The sequence below is a fragment of the Knoellia koreensis genome (assembly GCF_013041615.1).
Classification (GTDB): domain Bacteria; phylum Actinomycetota; class Actinomycetes; order Actinomycetales; family Dermatophilaceae; genus Pedococcus; species Pedococcus koreensis.
The window spans coordinates 1,588,342-1,601,752 of record NZ_JABEPQ010000001.1; the positions used below are offsets into that span (position 1 = coordinate 1,588,342).

15 protein-coding genes are annotated in these 13,411 nt (G+C 70.9%); 3 read left to right on the top strand and 12 right to left on the bottom strand.

The window, feature by feature from the left end:
* Nucleotides 1–49 precede the first annotated feature (49 nt).
* Nucleotides 50–223: a DUF3117 domain-containing protein gene (locus tag HJG52_RS07755; protein WP_171242871.1), complete on the bottom strand. Its 174-nt coding sequence runs from the start codon at nucleotides 221–223 to the stop codon at nucleotides 50–52.
* Between the two features lie 160 nt (nucleotides 224–383).
* Here HJG52_RS07755 and HJG52_RS07760 point away from each other — a divergent pair, with 160 nt between their 5' ends.
* Complete coding sequence (locus tag HJG52_RS07760; protein ID WP_171242872.1) at nucleotides 384–1,193, top strand: enoyl-CoA hydratase/isomerase family protein; 810 nt, start codon at nucleotides 384–386, stop codon at nucleotides 1,191–1,193.
* Between the two features lie 97 nt (nucleotides 1,194–1,290).
* On the opposite strand, the gene HJG52_RS07765 is transcribed toward HJG52_RS07760, so the two are convergent.
* From HJG52_RS07765 to dapE, 8 genes are all read right to left on the bottom strand, one after another.
* Nucleotides 1,291–2,565, bottom strand: coding sequence for a hypothetical protein (locus tag HJG52_RS07765; RefSeq protein ID WP_171242873.1), 1,275 nt, complete (start codon nucleotides 2,563–2,565; stop codon nucleotides 1,291–1,293).
* Nucleotides 2,562–3,752, bottom strand: coding sequence for a hypothetical protein (locus HJG52_RS07770; RefSeq protein ID WP_240977203.1), 1,191 nt, complete (start codon nucleotides 3,750–3,752; stop codon nucleotides 2,562–2,564). Before HJG52_RS07770 ends, HJG52_RS07765 begins: the two co-directional genes overlap by 4 nt.
* Entirely contained in the window at nucleotides 3,752–4,333 is a 582-nt protein-coding gene (locus HJG52_RS07775) for a DNA-3-methyladenine glycosylase I (RefSeq protein ID WP_171242875.1), read from the bottom strand. The genes HJG52_RS07770 and HJG52_RS07775 overlap by 1 nt, the downstream gene beginning before the upstream one ends.
* On the bottom strand, nucleotides 4,330–4,800 hold the full coding sequence (locus HJG52_RS07780) for an SRPBCC family protein (protein ID WP_171242876.1): 471 nt from the start codon (nucleotides 4,798–4,800) through the stop codon (nucleotides 4,330–4,332). The genes HJG52_RS07775 and HJG52_RS07780 overlap by 4 nt, the downstream gene beginning before the upstream one ends.
* Before the next feature lie 3 nt (nucleotides 4,801–4,803).
* The gene (locus HJG52_RS07785) at nucleotides 4,804–5,112 is read right to left on the bottom strand and encodes a DivIVA domain-containing protein (protein WP_346767619.1); all 309 of its coding nucleotides are present in this window, start codon (nucleotides 5,110–5,112) and stop codon (nucleotides 4,804–4,806) included.
* 38 nt (nucleotides 5,113–5,150) lie between these two features.
* Nucleotides 5,151–5,393, bottom strand: a complete 243-nt coding sequence (locus tag HJG52_RS07790; protein WP_171242877.1) for a hypothetical protein — start codon at nucleotides 5,391–5,393, stop codon at nucleotides 5,151–5,153.
* A 63-nt stretch (nucleotides 5,394–5,456) separates the two neighbouring features.
* Nucleotides 5,457–6,251 carry an LOG family protein gene (locus HJG52_RS07795; RefSeq protein WP_171243151.1) on the bottom strand — a complete coding sequence of 265 codons (795 nt, stop codon included), beginning with the start codon at nucleotides 6,249–6,251 and terminating at the stop codon, nucleotides 5,457–5,459.
* A 70-nt stretch (nucleotides 6,252–6,321) separates the two neighbouring features.
* Complete coding sequence (dapE, locus tag HJG52_RS07800; RefSeq protein ID WP_171242878.1) at nucleotides 6,322–7,413, bottom strand: succinyl-diaminopimelate desuccinylase; 1,092 nt, start codon at nucleotides 7,411–7,413, stop codon at nucleotides 6,322–6,324.
* A 194-nt stretch (nucleotides 7,414–7,607) separates the two neighbouring features.
* On the opposite strand from dapE, the gene dapD reads away from it, so the two are divergent.
* Both dapD and HJG52_RS07810 read left to right on the top strand, forming a co-directional pair.
* Nucleotides 7,608–8,540: a 2,3,4,5-tetrahydropyridine-2,6-dicarboxylate N-succinyltransferase gene (dapD, locus tag HJG52_RS07805; protein ID WP_171242879.1), complete on the top strand. Its 933-nt coding sequence runs from the start codon at nucleotides 7,608–7,610 to the stop codon at nucleotides 8,538–8,540.
* 3 nt (nucleotides 8,541–8,543) lie between these two features.
* Nucleotides 8,544–9,431: a hypothetical protein gene (locus tag HJG52_RS07810; protein WP_240977205.1), complete on the top strand. Its 888-nt coding sequence runs from the start codon at nucleotides 8,544–8,546 to the stop codon at nucleotides 9,429–9,431.
* Between the two features lie 83 nt (nucleotides 9,432–9,514).
* On the opposite strand, the gene HJG52_RS07815 is transcribed toward HJG52_RS07810, so the two are convergent.
* The 3 genes from HJG52_RS07815 to HJG52_RS07825 form a co-directional block, all read right to left on the bottom strand.
* The gene (locus HJG52_RS07815; RefSeq protein ID WP_171242880.1) at nucleotides 9,515–11,131 is read right to left on the bottom strand and encodes a phosphodiester glycosidase family protein; all 1,617 of its coding nucleotides are present in this window, start codon (nucleotides 11,129–11,131) and stop codon (nucleotides 9,515–9,517) included.
* Between the two features lie 57 nt (nucleotides 11,132–11,188).
* On the bottom strand, nucleotides 11,189–12,478 hold the full coding sequence (locus tag HJG52_RS07820) for a citrate synthase (RefSeq protein WP_171242881.1): 1,290 nt from the start codon (nucleotides 12,476–12,478) through the stop codon (nucleotides 11,189–11,191).
* A gap of 105 nt (nucleotides 12,479–12,583) precedes the next feature.
* Entirely contained in the window at nucleotides 12,584–13,384 is an 801-nt protein-coding gene (locus HJG52_RS07825; RefSeq protein WP_171242882.1) for an IclR family transcriptional regulator domain-containing protein, read from the bottom strand.
* Nucleotides 13,385–13,411 lie beyond the last annotated feature (27 nt).

Sequence of the window (13,411 nt, forward strand, 5' to 3'; positions counted from 1 at the left end):
GAGCCCCTGTCGGCTCACGCCGGACAGGGGCTCTTTCGGGGAGGCTGGGTTACTTCAGCCCCTCGCAGTTCTCGATTGCGTCGCCGAGGGCCCGGACCTCGTCGGGGGTCATCTCGACGACGAGACGGCCACCACCCTCGAGCGGCATGCGCAGGACGATGCCGCGACCTTCCTTGACCACCTCGAGGGGGCCGTCGCCAGTCCTCGGCTTCATTGCCGCCATGGGATGTGTCCTTCCTCCTGGCGTGGTCGGTGGCTGGCCACGCGGGTCCACGCCGGCATTCGTTTGCTAGCCCTCGGTGCGCGCCAGATTTGCTCCATTATCCCGTGAACGGGCTCACAGGTGAAATCCGGGTGCCGAGGTGACCGGCATGATGGCGCCCATGACCGACGCCGCCACTTCGTCCACCGCCCCTGTCGTCGTCGAGCGCGACGGCGCCGTCGCCACCGTGCGCCTCAACCGGCCCGACGCGATGAACGCCCTCGACACCCCCACCAAGGAGGCGCTGCTGGCCGCCCTGACGGAGGTGGCCGACGACGACGCGGTGCGTTGCGTCGTGCTCACGGGGTCGGGCCGGGCGTTCTGCGTCGGGCAGGACCTGCGCGAGCACGTGCAGCTCCTGACCGGGGACGACCCGTCACTGTGGGAGACCGTACCGAAGCACTACAACCCGATCGCCGAGCTGCTCGCCACGATGAACAAGCCTGTGGTGGCTGCGATCAACGGCGTCGCGGCTGGTGCGGGTGCGGCGTTCGCGATGGCGGCGGACCTGCGGGTCGCGGTCGACACGGCCGGTTTCAACCTGGCCTTCGCGGGGATCGCGCTGTCGTGCGACTCGGGTTCGTCGTGGTGGCTGCAGCGGCTCGTCGGGCCGGCGCGCGCGAAGGAGCTGTTGCTGCTGCCGCGCACGGTGCCCGCCGAGGAGTGCCTGGCGCTGGGGCTGGTGACCGAGCTGGTGCCGGCGAACGGTTTCGAGGCGCGGGTGCGCGAGGTGGCGCAGCAGCTGGCGGCGGGGCCGACCCTGGCCTACGGCTCGATCCGGCGGGCGGTGGCGTTCAGCGCCGGGCACCCCCTGGCCGACTCGCTGGCGACCGAGGGCGAGTACATGGCGCTCACCGGTGCCAGTGCCGACCACCGGGCAGCCGTCGACGCCTTCCTCGCCAAGGAGAAGCCCACCTTCACGGGCCACTGACGCGCCGCGACTCGGCGCAAACCCCTCGTTGCGGGGCTTACGTTGGGTGATCAACCCGAGGTATGCCGTGCAACGCAGGGTTTGCGGGTGGGTCACCTCACGGGGGCGTGGCGTTCCAGGGGGTGTAGGTCAGCAGGGTGCAGGTGAACCAGAACAGGCCGATCACCAGCACCACGGCCACGACCGCAACCCGGCGACGCCAGTGCGGCACCACCCGCGCACCGGACGACGTGCGCATTGCCACCGAGGCGACGAGCGCGGCGATCGGGAAGTCCAGCAACAGGAACCGCCACATGCTGGTGATCGGACGGACCACCGCGAGCAGGTAGAGCGGGTAGGCCAGCGCCCACACGCGCAGCTCCACCGCGAGCCAGCGCCCGTGGCGGCCGAGGATGAGGGTGATGTAGGTCGCGACGAGGGCGACGAGCACCAGCACACCGAAGAACCCGTGCGCGTCCCAGGCCCACGACAGCCAGAGCACGAAGGGCCCCGACGCCGGCTTCTGCCCCCACGCCGCCTGGACGTCGAAGAAGGCCCGCGGCAGACCGCTCACGACACCGACCACGACCGGCCAGGCCACCGACGTGACTCCGAGCACCCCGAGCATGAGGGCGGCCGACCACCGCTGCCCCGACAACGGCGCGACCCCCGCCGCCCGGTCCTCGCGCCAGCGCAGCACCAGGTGGGCCAGCACCGCGCACGCCATCGCCGGTGCCACGGCCCGCGTGAAGCCGAGCACGACCGCGACGGCCGCGACCGCGGCATACCTGCGCTGCATGAGGAGGAGCAACGAGCCTGCGATGAGCACACCGGCGAGCGCCTCGGTGTAGGGCATCACCAGGACGCCGGTGGCCGGGTAGAGGCACCAGAGTGCTGCGGCCGCCAGGGCCAGGCGGTCGCGCGCCGGCTGTGGCGAGGCGTGCAACGCGAAGTGGAAGCACCGCCAGACCAGCAGCGCGCAGACGGCGCCGAGGACGAGGTTCAGCGCGACGGCCGCCCCGAGGAACGGGATCCCCACCGCCATGAGGCCGCGCACGAGGAACGGGAACACCGGGTAGAACGCCCACGCGCTGTAGGTCAGCTCGCCGGTCTCCGGGTCGGCGGGCAGAGGGACGGGGTAACCGCGCTGGGCGATCCGCTCGTACCAGACGCTGTCCCAGCCACCCAGGACGTCGGCCAGGTTCGGGTCGGTGTGGCCGACGCCCGCCGGCGTCTGGAACCACGTCGCGGCCACCCACATCGCGAGCAGCACGAGCACCCGGGTGACGACGTAGACCGACAGCAGGAAGACGACGGGACGACGAAGCGCCTTCTGCGCCAACGCACTTCGGCCGGCCGACGTGCGCAGCGAGGCGAGGCCGACGGCGCTCACGGCGGGTAGTCCGACGGTGGGTGGAAGACGAGCAGCTTCCAGATCCAGGCCACCTGCCCGACGAGGCCGAGGCCGACGAGCGCCACGGTCCGGGCGCCGAGCCAGCGCGCCGACCGGTCGAGCCAACCGCCGCCGAGCATGACCGCGAGGAGCGGGAACAGCGGGATGGCGTAACGGAAGATGCTCGTGAAGGGGTCGAGGACGAGGGCCAGGTATGCCGGGTAGGCCAGGCACCACGTGCGTAGCTCCGGTCCCAGCGCGGTCGCCCACGGGCCGAGGGTGAGCACGACGATGGCCGTCACGAGGGCTGCCAGCCCCACAGGGCCGTAGACGTCGCCGCCCTCGAAGTGGCGAAACGCCCACTGCGACATGCCGAGCCAGGGCTTGAGGGGCTCGATCTCGCCGCCGACCCGCCACGACGCCATCGTCTGGGTGTAGGCGTCGCGGACACCCGTGACCCGCCACGCTATGAGCGGCCAGAGCCCCGCGCCGAGACCGGTCGCTCCCAGCGCCCACACGCCAGCGGCATACTCCCCCAAGGGAATCGGCTCGATGCGTCGCCGACGCCAGCGCAGGAACAGCGCGACCGCGACGACGGCGATCACCGGCACCGCGATGGGTCGCGTGAGGCCCAGGACCAGGGCCAGCCCACCCACCGCGACCCACTGCCGCCGCATCACCGCCCACAGGAGCAGGCACAGCACCAGCATCGCCATCGCCTCGGTGTAGGCGATCTGGAGCGACACGGCCGCCGGGAAGGCGCCCCAGGCCGCGACGGTCGCCAGCGCGACGCTCGGTCCGACCCGGTCCGCGAGCAGGCGCGCCATGACCACCGCCGCACCGAGCCCGCAGAGAAGTGAGACGCTGGATGCCACGACGGCGAACCCGAGGCCCGTGACATCCATCAACAGCCGGGACACCAGTGGGAAGAGCGGGTAGAAGGCCCAGGCGTTCTGCGCCACGCGGCCGGTGTTGGGGTCGACGGGCAGCACGTGGGGGTAGCCCTGTTCGGCGATGTGCCGGTACCAGCCGCCATCCCACAGGACCGTCATGTCGAGGGGTTCGACGGTTGGTCCGGTCCAGTCGAGCATGACCGGCTGGTCGCGGCTGGCGAGGACGAGCAGCACCGTCGAGACGGCGCGCAGGGCTAGGTAGACGAGGACGACCCGGGCCGTCAGCGAGCGCATCACCGTGAGCGACCCGACCGGTGGCATCCGGCCAGGTGGTCGTCCACGAGCCCGCAGGCCTGCATCGCGGCATACATCGTCGTCGGTCCGACGAAGACGAAACCATTGCGCTTCAACGCTTTTGCCAGGGCCACACTCTCGGGTGAGGTCGCCGGCACGTCGGCGAGCGTCCGCGGCGTCGGGTGCGAGGCGGGCGCGTGCGACCAGACCAGCTCGTCGAGACCACCGCTGTCGCGCAGCCGCAGGACGGCACCCGCGTTGGCGATGGCGGCGTTGACCTTGAGCCGGTTGCGCACGATGCCGGCGTCGGCCATGAGCCGTTCCCGGTCGCGCTCGTCGAAGCGAGCGACCACCTCAGGGTCGAAGCCGGCGAACGCCGCCCGGAACGCCTCACGCTTGCGCAGGATGGTGATCCACGCCAGGCCCGACTGGAACGCCTCGAGCGTCAGTCGTTCGTAGAGCGCCTGCTCCCCGCGCACCGGCACGCCCCACTCGGTGTCGTGGTAGACGGCATACTCCGGCGTCGACGCACCCCAGGCGCAGCGGGCGAGGCCGTCCTCGCCGACGACGACGCCGCTCACCGCCGTCGCCCCTGGGCGGCAACGAGGTCGGCCTCGGCGACGATGGAGTCGAGCGCCCGTCCGTAGAGGAGCTGCCCGCTGAGGGTGACGACGGGGTCGGTGAGGGACTTGAGGGGAAGGGGGCGCACGACGAGGTCCTGTTCCCACACCAGGCGGCTGCCCGTGCCACGGGCCTCGACGCGCACGTCGACGCGACCGCCGAGCAGCGCACCGGTCTTGACGACGCGAAAGTGACCGCTGCGGACGTCGCTCGGCGGGTCCCAGGCGGTGACGAGCATCGAGTCGGTGAACCCCAGGGGCCCCACGCCGCTGCGCGCGGCGAAGCCCCAGCCCGCTCGCTGGGTGCCCGCGTCGAGACGCATCGTGGTCACCGGCATCCAGCGTTCGTATGCCGCGAAGTCCGTGACGACGTCCCACAGCACCGTGGGCGGTGCGGTGGCGTCGCGGGTGAGGTGGAGCGCCGCCATGGTTCAGGCCGTGGGGCCGGGACCGGGCTCGTCCGGCACCCGGTGACCCTGCGCGCGTTCGGCCTCGAGCTCCTCGATGCGGTCCTGGAGCCGGTCGAGCACGGCGTCGACCTGGTCCATGCGGTAGCCGCGCAGCGCGGTGTCGAACCGGATCGTGGGGATCTCGCTCGCGGCGATCTCGTCGGAGAGGACCGGCGCGGACTGGGTCGTGGTGGCCGGAGCCATCGGGTCGTAGCCGAGACGGCCGGTGAGCAGCGCGAAGAAGCCGCCGACCACCACCACGGCCATGACGATGAAGAACACCCAGATCACGCGGCTGATCGTCGCACGTCAGGCTGTGCGTGGCACATTCAGCCCGCGTGTCCCGCCTCGGCCTCGTCGGCTGGGGTGATGGCGCTGCGGGTGATCATCTCGACGACGTGCGGCACGTCGTCGACGGCGAGGCGCACGGTCGCCTTGCACACGTTGTCCTGCCAGATCGACAGCACCACCCGGCCGGTGCCGGGGTGGCCCGAGATACGCAGCGTGCGCCCGGCCACGTCCCGACCCACGACGACATCGCCGTGACGTGGGATCGGGGAGACGAGGGCCATGAGCCATTGTCGCGCGGGACGGGCTCCCGCGTCCATGGGTCGCCCGCTGGGGGTGCAGGCGGTCTACTCGGGGCGCTTGGGCGTGACCGCGGGTGCCGCGTCCTCGGCGTGCTTGTCGGCCGCGACGATGATGTCGATGGCCTCGTCCACGCTGTCGGTGAGGTGCAGCAGGTCGATGTCCTTGGCCGCGACCATGCCCTCCGCGAGCAGGGTGCCCCGCAACCACTCGAACAGGCCCGACCAGTACTCGCGGCCCATCAGCACGATCGGGAACGACGTGACCTTCTGGGTCTGCACCAGCGTGATCGCCTCGAACAGCTCGTCGAGGGTGCCGAAGCCGCCCGGCAGGACGATGAAGCCCTGCGCGTACTTGACGAACATCGTCTTGCGCGCGAAGAAGTAGCGGAAGTTGACCCCGAGGTTGACGTACTCGTTGAGGCCCTGCTCGAAGGGCAGCTCGATGCCAAGGCCGACGCTGTCCCCGCCAGCATCGCGGGCGCCCTTGTTGGCCGCCTCCATGGCGCCCGGCCCGCCACCGGTGATCACGGCATACCCGGCCTCGACCAGGCGACGACCCACCTCGGTGCCGAGCTCGTAGAAGGGGCTGTCCGGCTTGGTGCGCGCCGACCCGAAGACGGACACGGCCGGCCCGAGCTCGGCGAGCGCGCCGAAGCCCTCGACGAACTCGCTCTGGATGCGCAGCACCCGCCAAGGGTCGGTGTGCACCCAGTCGCTCGGGCCACGGCTGTCGAGGAGGCGCTGGTCGGTGGTGGTGCCGGGGACGCGCGATCCGCGCAGGGTCACCGGGCCCGTGTGGTAGTCGTAGTCGCGCTCGGTGGCGCCGCTGGTCTGGGTCAGGTCGTCGGCCGGCGTGTCACCGGTCGGCTTGTCGTCGGTCAGCTGGTCGTCGCTCACGTCGCCAACCTACCTACGCCAGCCAGCGCAGCAGGGCGGCCTCGGCGGACTCGAGCTGGGCGACGGGCACGCGCTCCTCGTCGTGGTGGGCCAGGTTGGGGTCGCCCGGCCCGAAGTTCACGGCGGGCACCCCCATCGCGGAGAACCGCGCGACGTCGGTCCACCCCTGCTTGGCCACGACGTCGACACCGAGGGCCTCGACGAACGCCTTGGCCGCCGGCCGGTCGAGCCCGGGCCGCGCGCCGCCCGCGTTGTCGTTGACGGTGACGACGAAGTCGGTGAAGAGCTGGTTGACCACGGCGAGTGCGTCGTCCTCGGACTTGTCCGGCGCGTAACGGTAGTTGACGGTGACGACGCACCGGTCGGGGATGACGTTGGTCGCGATGCCGCCGGCGATGCCGACCGCGTTCATCGCCTCGCGATACTCGAGGCCGTCGACCATGACGGTTTCCGGCTCGTATGCCGCGAGGCGGGCGAGCACCTCGGCCGCGTCGTGGATGGCGTTGTGGCCGTTCCACGGACGGGCGCTGTGCGCGGCGATCCCCTTGGTCACGACGTCCACCCGCAGGGTGCCCTTGCAGCCGCCCTCGACGATGGAGCCGGTCGGCTCGAGCAGCACGGCGAAGTCGGCGTCCTCGATGAGGTCGGGGCGCTGCTGGTGGATGTGGAGGAGCCCGTTGTACTGGCTGTCGATCTCCTCACCTTCGTAGAAGACGAAGGTGAGGTCGCGGCTCGGCTCGGTGACCAGAGCTGCCTTGAGCTGGACAGCGACGCCGCCCTTCATGTCGACCGTGCCACGACCCCAGAGCTCGTCCCCCCGCCGCTGGGTCGGCAGGTTGGCCGGGTCGGTGGTGAGCGGCACGGTGTCGATGTGCCCGGCGAGGACGACCCGCTCGTCGCGCCCGAGGTCGGTGCGCGCCACGAGGGTGTTGCCGATCCGCGTGAGGGCGAGGTGCTCGAGCGGGGCGAGGGCGGTCTCGATGGCGTCGCAGATCGCGGCTTCGTCGAGGCTCACCGACTCGATGTCGCACAGGGCCGCCGTGAGGGTCGTGATGTCGGCCGACAGGTCGAGCGCGGGCGGGGTGCTGGGGGCGGGTTCAGCCATGGCGCCCACGGTATCCGGTCCCCCCAGCGGATCCCGGGCCTCCCCGCGCCTCCCAGGCCCAGCGTCCTCACGCCCGAACTTTGGCCCAAACTTCGCTGGTGCCCGGAACCTTCCGAGCAGAGCCGAACTTTGGCCCAAAGTTTCGCAGCCGGGGTGTCAGGGAGCGTTCAGGGCAGCCCTCTAGGCTGGGACCCATGAGCAGCGAGCGCACCGCCTCGGGGCACGGCCTGGCCACGATCCACGAGGACGGGTCGGTCCTGGACACGTGGTACCCGACCCCTGCCCTCGGGAACCGCCCCGCCGACGCCCAGGCCCCGGCCGAGCTCGAAGCCCTCGTCGGCAAGGACGACGTCCGCAAGGTGCGCCGCGAGCTCGTCACCACCGAGATCGACCTCGACACCGCGCCGGCCGACCCGTCCGACGCCTACCTGCGCCTGCACCTGCTCTCGCACTGCCTCACCCCGCCGAACTCGGTCAACCTCGACGGCCTCTTCGGGGTGCTCGTCAACGTCGTCTGGACCACCCAGGGCCCTTGTGCCGTCGAAGGATTCGAGCTGACGCGGGCCGCCATGCGGGGCCGCGGGCCGGTGCAGGTGCTGGGTGTCGACAAGTTCCCGCGCATGGTCGACTACGTCGTCCCCACCGGGGTGCGCATCGGTGACGCCGACCGCGTCCGGCTCGGCGCCCACCTCGCGCCGGGCACCACGGTGATGCACGAGGGCTTCGTCAACTTCAACGCCGGCACCCTCGGCTCGTCGATGGTCGAGGGCCGCATCAGCCAAGGGGTCGTCGTGGGAGACGGCTCCGACATCGGTGGCGGCGCCTCCACCATGGGCACCCTCTCCGGTGGCGGCACCGAGCGCGTCAGCATCGGCCAGCGCTGCCTGCTAGGCGCCGAGGCCGGGCTTGGCATCGCCCTCGGCGACGACTGCGTCGTCGAGGCCGGGCTCTACCTCACCGCCGGCACCAAGGTCACGCTGACCGACGGCCGCGTCGTCAAGGCGCGCGAGCTGTCCGGCCAGTCGAACCTGCTGTTCCTGCGCAACTCGGTGACCGGCACCGTCGAGGCCCGTGCGCGCGACGGGCACGGCATCGTGCTCAACTCCGCACTGCACGCCAACGACTGAGCCATGCCCGCTCGCACCCGGCGCGGTGTCGTCCTCGCCGAGGAGCACCACCACAGCAGACTGCGCAAGCTGGTCACGCGAATCGTGTTGTTGGCGTTCGCGATTGGGCTCGTCGTGGCCGGTGTCCTCGGCATCCAGGGGATCCGCCACAACTTCGGCGGCCCGCGTTGCCAGGCAACTGCGCTGGGACAGAGCGTGACCTTCGACCCCAGCCAGACGGCATACGCGGCAACGATCGCGGCGGTCGCGGAGAAGCGCGGCCTGCCCGCGCGAGCCGCGACCATCGCCATCGCCACGGCGATCCAGGAGTCCAAGCTGCGCAACCTGCGCTATGGCGACCGCGACTCCGTGGGCCTCTTCCAGCAGCGGCCGAGCCAGGGATGGGGCACGGTCGAGCAGATCCTCGACCCGGTCTACGCCACCAACAAGTTCTACGACGCGCTGGTGAAGATCAAGGGCTACGAGGGGATGCGCATCACCGAGATCGCGCAGAAGGTTCAGAAGAGCGCCTACCCCGAGGCGTATGCCGACCACGAGCAGGAGGGGCGGCTGCTCGCGTCGACGCTGATGGGGCACTCCCCCGCCGGCCTCGGCTGCCGGCTCGACGACGCCGCCGAGGGCAACCCCGGCGCGCTCGGCGAGGCGCTGTCGACCGAGCAGGGCGTCAAGGGCACCGTCCGCGGGAAGACGTTCACCGTCGACGCGCCGTCCGAGCGGGTCGCGTGGGCGACGGGCGCGTATGCCGTGGCGAAGGCCTCGCAGTTCGGCGCCACGAAGGTGCGCGTCGGCGAGCGCGAGTGGACCCGGACCCGCGACTCCGACGGCTGGTCGTGGCGACAGGTCAAGGGCAAGACCGCGGGCAAGACCACCGTGACCGTCACCTTCCCCTGACGTCACCTGCCGGTTCGAGGTCATCGGCTGCCCGGTGCCGGTCGGCGATTACCTCGAACGGCCCGGGCGACGGGGAGGAAGCATCAGCGGATGAAGATCGCGTCACCCACAGCGCGCTCACCCGCTGCGTCGGATGGGTGCGACACCAGCCGGTCGTCGACGACGAGCGCGGTCGAGCCGCCGCCGTCGAGGTTCATCGCCTCGACCATGCCCAGTGAGCGGGCCACCGCCGCGGTCTCGGGGATCGACAGGCCCAGCTCGCCCAGCTGGCGCCCGTCCACCGTCACGAACAGGGTGCGGCCCGCGGCGTCGACACCGGCGAAGGTGCGCGGGTTGCGCTGGAGCACCCAGCCGTAGGCGAAGCTCGGCTCACCCGGGTGCACCATGCCGTCCTGCCGCTGGGTGACGTGCACCTGACCATCACGCACCAGCTCCGGACCGCCGTTGATGACAGCGCGGCCCGGCAGGTCGACCGGGCGCCCACCGGAACGCAGCTCGGTGTCCGTGCGCACGCGGTCGCCGGGTTGAAGCGCGCTCACCAGCGCGGCGTCGCTCCCGATCCCCTGGATCGACCGTTGCCCGTCGCCGAGCTGCACCCCACGCGTCTGCGCAACGGACACCACCCGGCCCTGCCGGTCGAGCACCGCCTCGGCTCCCGCCCCGGCCGGGGTCGACGCACCGAACGCGGTGGTGAAGAGCACCAGCTCGTCGCCGTCGGTGCACGTGACGTCGTGCAACGGCAGCGCCGTCACGACGTCGTCGCTGGTGCCGCCACAGTTGCGGATGAGCCCGGGCACGCGGTTGAGACCGTCCAGCTCTCGCACTCCGCTGGGCAGCCTCACCTGCGCGGACCACGTAGGACGAATGACGTTGGTGCGCTTGGCTTTTCGATCCAGCAGCAGGACGGGACGCGAGCCCACGGGCTCGGACTCGAGTATGCCGTCGTAGACAGCTGCGCCCGCCGGGTCGCCTTCGGCACCGGCCTTGGGGTCGAAGACGAAGAACCCGGCGTTGAGGGTGACGGACGCCCGCTCGTACGAGTTCAACCAGCTCGGGGTCTCGCGCTTCTCCAGGTCCGGACCGTACGTGCCGCCCAGGGTTCCCTTGAAGCGCTTGGGGTCGATGGTCACGACGTTGACCGTCCACGGACCGCGGGCCGACGACGTGCCGTCCCACCCGGCATACCAGGCCCGTCCGCTGAAGCCGGCGGCACGCAGCCGCGCGCTCTGCGCGTTCGCCTCTGCCTGCGTCGCGAACGTGCGCTCGAGGCGCACCCGCCAGCCGAGCTCGCCGGCGGGCACGTCGGCCATGGCGGGCTGCAGCACCCGTTCGGCACGGGCGGGGAACCCGGCAGCGGTCAGCCGGGAAGCGAAGGCGACGGCACTCGTCTCGTCCTGGATCGCCCGCGGGGGCGCGTCCGGATCCGGGCTGGTCGACCCGCTCGGGATGCCCACCTCGACGACCCAGCGCACCGCCGGGTCCGCCGCGCCGCGAACGATCTGAGTCCACGTCACGCCGGGCTGCACCTCACGCGACGTGCGGCTCTCCGCGAGACCGGCCGGCCCCAGATCGAGCGGACCAGACGCGGAGGCCGCGCCCGCCCGGGAAGGCGGCGACGCGGCATACACCGGCGCACTCGCGAGTGCGGTGGTGACGCCGAGGAGGATGGTGCCGACCGCTGCTGCCCGAGTGCGCCTCATGCCCCAGACGCTAGGACCGCCAGGGCAACGGCGCGCGTCGAGAAAGTGAACCGCTGGTCAGCGGCTGGAGATCGGGGTGTAGTCGCGCTCGGTCTCGCCGACGTAGATCTGGCGCGGGCGGCCGATCTTGGTCTGCGGGTCCTCGATCATCTCGCGCCACTGAGCGATCCAGCCCGGCAGCCGGCCGAGGGCGAAGAGCACCGTGAACATCTTGGTCGGGAAGCCCATCGCCTTGTAGATGAGGCCGGTGTAGAAGTCGACGTTCGGGTAGAGCTTGCGCTCCACGAAGTAGTCGTCCTCGAGGGCCACCTGCTCGAGCTTGAGGGCGATGTCGAGCAGCGGGTCGGAGACACCGTCCTTGTTGAGGATGGTGTCGGCGCTCTTCTTGATGATGGCGGCGCGCGGGTCGTAGTTCTTGTAGACCCGGTGGCCGAAGCCCATCAGCTTGACGCCGTCCTCCTTGTTCTTCACCTTCTTGACGAAGGTGTCGACGTCGCCACCGTTGTCGTAGATGCCGCCGAGCATCTCCAGCACGGCCGAGTTGGCGCCACCGTGCAGCGGACCCGACAGGGCGTGGATGCCGGCCGAGACCGAGTTGAACAGGTTGGCCTGAGCCGACCCGACCAGACGCACCGTCGAGGTGGAGCAGTTCTGCTCGTGGTCGGCGTGCAGGATCAGCAGCAGGTCGAGCGCCTTGACCATGTCGGGGTCGAGGTCGTACGGCTCGGCCGGGAACCCGAACGTCATGCGCAGGAAGTTCTCCGGCAGCGACAGCGAGTTGTCGGGGTAGAGGAACGGCTGGCCGACCGACTTCTTGTAGGCGTAGGCCGCGATCGTCGGCAGCTTGGCCATGAGCCGCACCGTCGAGATCTCCACCTGCTCCTTGTCGAACGGGTCGAGGCTGTCCTGGTAGAACGTGCCGAGCGCCGAGACCGCGGACGACAGCACGGGCATCGGGTGGGCGTCGCGCGGGAAGCCGCCGAAGAACGCCTTGAGGTCCTCGTGCAGCAGGGTGTGACGGCGGATCTTCTGGTCGAAGTCCTCCAGCTGCTCGGTCGTCGGCAGCTCGCCGTAGATGAGCAGGTAGGACACCTCGAGGAAGCTGGACTTCTCGGCGAGCTGCTCGATCGGGTAGCCGCGGTAGCGCAGGATGCCCGCGTCACCGTCGATGTAGGTGATCGCGCTGTTGCACGACGCGGTGTTGACGAAGCCGATGTCGACGGTGGTGTTGCCGGTTTCCTTGAGCAGCTTGGAGATGTCGTACCCGTTGTTGCCCTCGGTCGCCTTCACGAGGGGGAGGTCGAGGTCCTTGCCATCGGCCTTCAGCGTGGCGCCGTCGTTGCTCATGCGTCGATCCTTCACGTGCGTCGGAGGGGCGGGCGGGCCGGTCAGGTGGCGCGCCTCGCGCACTTCGACGCTACCCCACCGTGCGTGGGCGCCCACAATCCGCCCTCACCCTCGCGGGCTCGCCCCCAGAGCGTCGTATGCCGCGTGCGCGCCGCCGAGATCGCGCGTGATCTGGGCGGATGCGGCCGACAGGGCACCCACCCAGGCGGGGACGAGGTCGCGGTCGAAACGCGGCGTCGGGAGCGCGAGCGCGATGGCCGCGAGCGGCATACCTTGGGGGGCTCGCACGAGGACGGCGAGGGCGGTCACGCCGTCCTCGGTGAGCTGGTCGTTGACCGCGTAGCCCCGCCGCCGGCACACCTCCAGCTCGCGCTGGAGACGTTCGACACGAGCGGCGGGCCAGGACGGCAGGCGTTCGGCCAGCTCGTCATCTCCCAACTGGGACAACAGGATTCGTCCACCTGAGGTGAGCCAGGCATCCCACTCGCGGGTGAACCGGTCGCCCACGCGCAGCCACCCCGGACCCTCGACGTAGGCGACGACGTGGGCCTGCTGGCCGGCCAGGACCTGGACGTTGCACGACTCCCCCGTCTCGGCGACCACCTGGTTGAGGTGGGGACGCGCGACCTGGCGCAGCCGCACCACCGACGGTGCCCCGGGCAGCACCGCCGGGTCGGCCGGGGACGCCGGAACGAGAAGGGGGCCCGGCAGGTAGGACCGGTCGCGGTCCTGCACCGCGAAGTCGCGGTAGACGAGGGTGACCAGGAGGCGGTGGGCTGTGGAACGACTCACACCCAGCGCCGCCGCCGCATCGGTGACCCGCAGCCGCCCCTCCTGCCGCAACAACGTCGCGAGCTGGAGGGCGTGGTCCACGGCATCGACGGCATACGCTGGCTTGTTCCTCACAACAGAACATCCTATTCCGCACAGGAG

What these genes read in the sequence shown, in the direction of transcription:
- HJG52_RS07755 (WP_171242871.1), bottom strand. Translation starts at nt 223, where the DNA reads ATGGCGGCAATGAAGCCGAGGACTGGCGACGGCCCCCTCGAGGTGGTC.
- HJG52_RS07760 (WP_171242872.1), top strand. Translation starts at nt 384, where the DNA reads ATGACCGACGCCGCCACTTCGTCCACCGCCCCTGTCGTCGTCGAGCGC.
- HJG52_RS07770 (WP_240977203.1), bottom strand. Translation starts at nt 3,752, where the DNA reads ATGCGCTCGCTGACGGCCCGGGTCGTCCTCGTCTACCTAGCCCTGCGC.
- HJG52_RS07780 (WP_171242876.1), bottom strand. Translation starts at nt 4,800, where the DNA reads ATGGCGGCGCTCCACCTCACCCGCGACGCCACCGCACCGCCCACGGTG.
- HJG52_RS07790 (WP_171242877.1), bottom strand. Translation starts at nt 5,393, where the DNA reads ATGGCCCTCGTCTCCCCGATCCCACGTCACGGCGATGTCGTCGTGGGT.
- dapE (WP_171242878.1), bottom strand. Translation starts at nt 7,413, where the DNA reads ATGGCTGAACCCGCCCCCAGCACCCCGCCCGCGCTCGACCTGTCGGCC.
- dapD (WP_171242879.1), top strand. Translation starts at nt 7,608, where the DNA reads ATGAGCAGCGAGCGCACCGCCTCGGGGCACGGCCTGGCCACGATCCAC.
- HJG52_RS07810 (WP_240977205.1), top strand. Translation starts at nt 8,544, where the DNA reads ATGCCCGCTCGCACCCGGCGCGGTGTCGTCCTCGCCGAGGAGCACCAC.
- HJG52_RS07815 (WP_171242880.1), bottom strand. Translation starts at nt 11,131, where the DNA reads ATGAGGCGCACTCGGGCAGCAGCGGTCGGCACCATCCTCCTCGGCGTC.
- HJG52_RS07820 (WP_171242881.1), bottom strand. Translation starts at nt 12,478, where the DNA reads ATGAGCAACGACGGCGCCACGCTGAAGGCCGATGGCAAGGACCTCGAC.